We start from the raw sequence: 3,818 nt of genomic DNA, 5'->3' as shown, positions 1-3,818 counted from the left end.
AGTCAACCCATCTGGCACTGATCCATCGCATTCGCGAGCAAGCCCGCTCCCACATTTGATCTTCATTCAGCCCGGAAAATTACCCCGCAACGCATCCAGCCCGCCGCTGTAGACACCGCTGAACAACTCCTCCACCGCCGCATCCGTCACACCGGCCACCGGAGTGAACACACCCGACCAGGTCACCTTCGCGGAGCTGTCACCCAGCGCCTCAACCTTCAACGTCGCCAGATACTCACTCACCGGAAACGGCGACTCGCTGATCGAATAACTGTAAGTACGCGCCGCATCATCAAAGCGTTGCAACCGTTCCACCACCACCCCGCCATCCGCCGTTTGCAGGTGGCGCACGCGCCCGCCTTCACTCGGCTCGCTCTTGACGATAAAGGGCAGCCAGTCCGGCAGCGAATTGAAGCCGCCGACCAATTGCCAAACCTGTTCGGCCGAAACCGGGATTTCAATAACAGCAGATGCTTTTGCCACGATTAACACTCCAAACCATTCAAGAAAAATCAGATCGCCATGCTGTCGACAACACCGCCGTCGACCCGCAACGCGGCACCGGTGGTGGCAGAGGACAACGGTGAAGCAATGTACGCCACCAGATTCGCCACTTCATCCACATTCGCTGCGCGCTGGATGATCGACGTCGGCCGCGCATTGCGCACAAACACATCCGCCTCGTCCCGCGCACTGCGCCCGGACTTGGCCACGGCGTCCTTGAGCATGTGCTCCAGGCCATCGGTAAAGGTCGGCCCCGGCAGGATCGCATTGACCGTCACCCCGGTGCCCGCCAGGCGTTTGGCCAAGCCATGGGACACCGCCAGGTTGGCGCTTTTGGTCACGCCGTAATTGATCATGTCAGCCGGCGTTGCCACCCCGGATTCCGACGACACAAAGATCACCCGGCCCCAGCCCTGCTCGACCATGCCCGGCGTGTAATGCCGCGACAAACGCACACCGGAGATCACGTTGACCTCGTAGAAACGCGTCCACTCGCTGTCGGGAGCGTCAAAGAAATCGACGTCGTTGAAGATCCCGAGGTTGTTCACCAGGATGTCGGCGCGCGGCTCGGCGGCGAACAGCTTTTCAGCGCCCTCGGCCGTACCGAGGTCCGCCACCAGCCCACGCAGATCCGCGCCGGGCACGGCCTGGCGAATGGTCGCCAGCGCCTCGTCGACCTTGCCCGATTCACGCCCGATCACCACCACCGTAGCGCCGGATTGCGCCAGCGCCTGGCTGATGCCCAGGCCTATGCCGGCGGTGCTGCCACTGACGATTGCGACTTTGCCACTGATATCAATTTTCATGTTCGCGTTCCTATGGTTAGAGCGGCAGCGGTGCACGGGCCGAAATCAATCGTGCCTCGCGCAGGGCCTGCCAAAAGGCTGCGGGAATCTTCTCTGACAACGCCGCGACGTCTTCAGCAATGCGCCCCGGACGACTGGCACCCGGAATCACTGCCGCCACTGCCGGGTGGGCCAGGGAGAATTGCAGTGCAGCGGCTTTCACACTCACGCCATGGGCCGCGGCAATCGCCTTGATCTGCTCGACCTTGCTGATGATCGCCGGGCTGGCTTTCTGGTACTCAAAATGTGCGCCGCCCGCCAGGATCCCGGAGCTGTAAGGGCCACCGACCACGATCTCGACGTTCTGCGCCTGGGCTGCATCCATCAAGCGCTGCAAGGCGCGTTCATGGTCGAGCAAGGTGTAGCGACCGGCAAGCAGGAAACCGTCGGGCTGGGCTTCGGTCAGGTCCAGGGTCAACTCGCAAGGCTCGACCCGATTGACGCCCAGGCCCCAGGCCTTGATCACGCCTTCTTCACGCAGGCGGGTCAGTACTTTGAAAGCACCGGTGCGCGCCTGATTGAAGTAGTCCAGCCATTGATCACCGTAGAAGTCCTGGGCGATGTCGTGAATCCACACGATGTCGAGGCGGTCGGTTTGCAGGCGGTTGAGGCTGTCTTCGATGGAGCGCAGGGTGGCATCGGCGCTGTAGTCGTTGACCATCTTGTTCGGCCGGCCATGTTCAAACACGCCGCTTTTCTCGCCGAGGTCGCGGGCGCTTTCTTCCACTTCATCCAGGATCACCCGGCCGACCTTGGTGCTGAGCACATAGTCGTCACGGTTGTACTTGGACAGGGCCTGGCCCAGGCGGATTTCCGAGAGGCCCGAGCCGTAGAACGGGGCGGTGTCGAAGTAACGCACGCCCTGGTTCCAGGCTGCTTCAACGGTGGCTTGCGCCTCCTCTTCAGGAATCGCACGGAACATGTTGCCCAAGGGGGCGGTGCCAAAACCCAGCACGCCGGGCAGTTTGTCTTTCAAGCTCATGGGGTAAATCCTCAAGATTGTTCAAGGTCGCTGTGTTGACCGTTGAGCAGATCGTAGATTGCAGAGATCGGACCGTCCAAGACATACTGCGACCAACTTGAGTCCCTTAAGGTCTGACATGATCGACTTCCGCCAATTGCGCTACTTCGTTGTAGTCGCTGAAGAAGAACACGTGGGGCGTGCTGCCGAACGGTTGCACATCTCCCAATCGCCCCTGAGCCGGCAGATTGCCCAATTGGAAGAGCGCCTGGGCCTGACCCTGTTCGAGCGCAGCCAACAGCGCATCCGCCTGACCCGCGACGGCCAGACGTTCCTCGCCGAAACCAAGGCGCTGCTGACCCACGCCAACCGCCTGGAGTCATTGGGCCGGCGATTGGGCAAAGGCGAAGAAGGCGGACTGTGCATCGGCTACATCGAAAACGCCATGCACGCGGGGGTGCTGCCCAACGGCTTGAAGGTACTGCGTGACGCGCGGCCCAACGTGCATATCGCCCTGTACAACCTGCCCTCCATCGAGCAACTGGAAGGCCTGCGCCAACGCAGCCTGGATATCGCTCTGGTGGGTGAACCACCGGCGGCGGATGACCCGGACCTGATTGCATTGCAAGTGTTGGACGATCCGATGCTGCTGGCGCTGCCCGAGCAGCATCCGCTGGCCAGCGTCAGCGAGTTGCTGCCTGAGCATCTGGCCGAGCAGCAATGGATTGGCGTGCAGCGCAAAGCGGGTGCAAACCCGGCGGATGACTTTGTTGCGGCGTGCATTCGGGCAGGGTTTACCCCGCAGATTCCGATGGAAGCCAGCGAGCCGTTTACCGCGTTGGGGTTGGTGGCGTCGGGGCTAGGTGTCGCGATGGTGCAAAAGGGCTTGAGCCGCAATGCACCGCCGGGCGTTGTGCTGCGAGAACTGCCGTGGCTGACCTACACCACGCCGCTGTGGGCGGCGTGGCATCGGATCAACTTGCGGCCGTTGGTGGAGACGTTCAGGAAAGTCCTGACAGAGCCCCTATCACCTGTGGGAGCCGGGCTTGCCCGCGATGCAGGCACCTCGGTCTGTCAGTAAGACCGCGGTGATGCCATCGCAGGCAAGCCAGCTCCCACAGGGTTTCGGTGTCGCAGTTGAACTTGTGGTGGATCAGTACCGCCAATGCCCAGGCACCCATAACCACTGCCCGTTCCCCCAGCGATAGTGCCCCCGCACCCACTGATACCCTGGCGCCGGCGCCACCGGCACCACCTCGACCAAAGGCGGCGGACGCCGCGGATGAACAGGCTCGACAATACAACCGGACAACGCAGCCGCCATCAACGTGGCGGCCAGCGTAGCTTTGAATAGGCGGGACATGGCACGGTTCCCCAATGAGATTGGCCTTCGCCTGAGTGGCGGGCCTACCCGGGTTAAACGCCGCGACCCGGGAAAATCCGTCGCCCGTCTCGGTGATTAATGCTCGTTCCCACGCTCTGCGTGGGAACGCATCCCGTGACGCTCC

Annotated in this window: 5 protein-coding genes; 1 reads left to right on the top strand and 4 read right to left on the bottom strand. The window is 62.1% G+C overall.

Annotation, left to right across the window (positions count from 1 at the left end):
• Positions 1-66: 66 nt before the first annotated feature.
• Genes ACW9I6_RS31375 through ACW9I6_RS31365 form a run of 3 tightly spaced genes read right to left on the bottom strand, consistent with a single transcriptional unit; the run spans position 67 to position 2,331 of the window.
• Positions 67-483, bottom strand: coding sequence for an SRPBCC family protein (locus tag ACW9I6_RS31375; RefSeq protein WP_102369400.1), 417 nt, complete (start codon positions 481-483; stop codon positions 67-69).
• Positions 484-512: 29 nt separating this feature from the next.
• Complete coding sequence (locus tag ACW9I6_RS31370; RefSeq protein WP_003219722.1) at positions 513-1,310, bottom strand: SDR family NAD(P)-dependent oxidoreductase; 798 nt, start codon at positions 1,308-1,310, stop codon at positions 513-515.
• A gap of 16 nt (positions 1,311-1,326) precedes the next feature.
• Entirely contained in the window at positions 1,327-2,331 is a 1,005-nt protein-coding gene (locus tag ACW9I6_RS31365; protein ID WP_008435967.1) for an aldo/keto reductase, read from the bottom strand.
• Between the two features lie 118 nt (positions 2,332-2,449).
• Between ACW9I6_RS31365 and ACW9I6_RS31360 the strand changes: the two genes are divergently transcribed.
• Positions 2,450-3,391, top strand: a complete 942-nt coding sequence (locus ACW9I6_RS31360; protein ID WP_457340202.1) for a LysR substrate-binding domain-containing protein — start codon at positions 2,450-2,452, stop codon at positions 3,389-3,391.
• A 72-nt stretch (positions 3,392-3,463) separates the two neighbouring features.
• Here the strand turns inward: ACW9I6_RS31360 and ACW9I6_RS31355 are convergent, their stop codons facing one another.
• Entirely contained in the window at positions 3,464-3,673 is a 210-nt protein-coding gene (locus ACW9I6_RS31355; protein WP_080673247.1) for a YXWGXW repeat-containing protein, read from the bottom strand.
• Positions 3,674-3,818 lie beyond the last annotated feature (145 nt).

The sequence above is a fragment of the Pseudomonas sp. SDO5522_S412 genome (genome assembly GCF_054071215.1).
The sequence above is the reverse complement of the archived record's forward strand: the minus strand, read 5'-3'. Positions and strand labels throughout refer to the sequence as shown.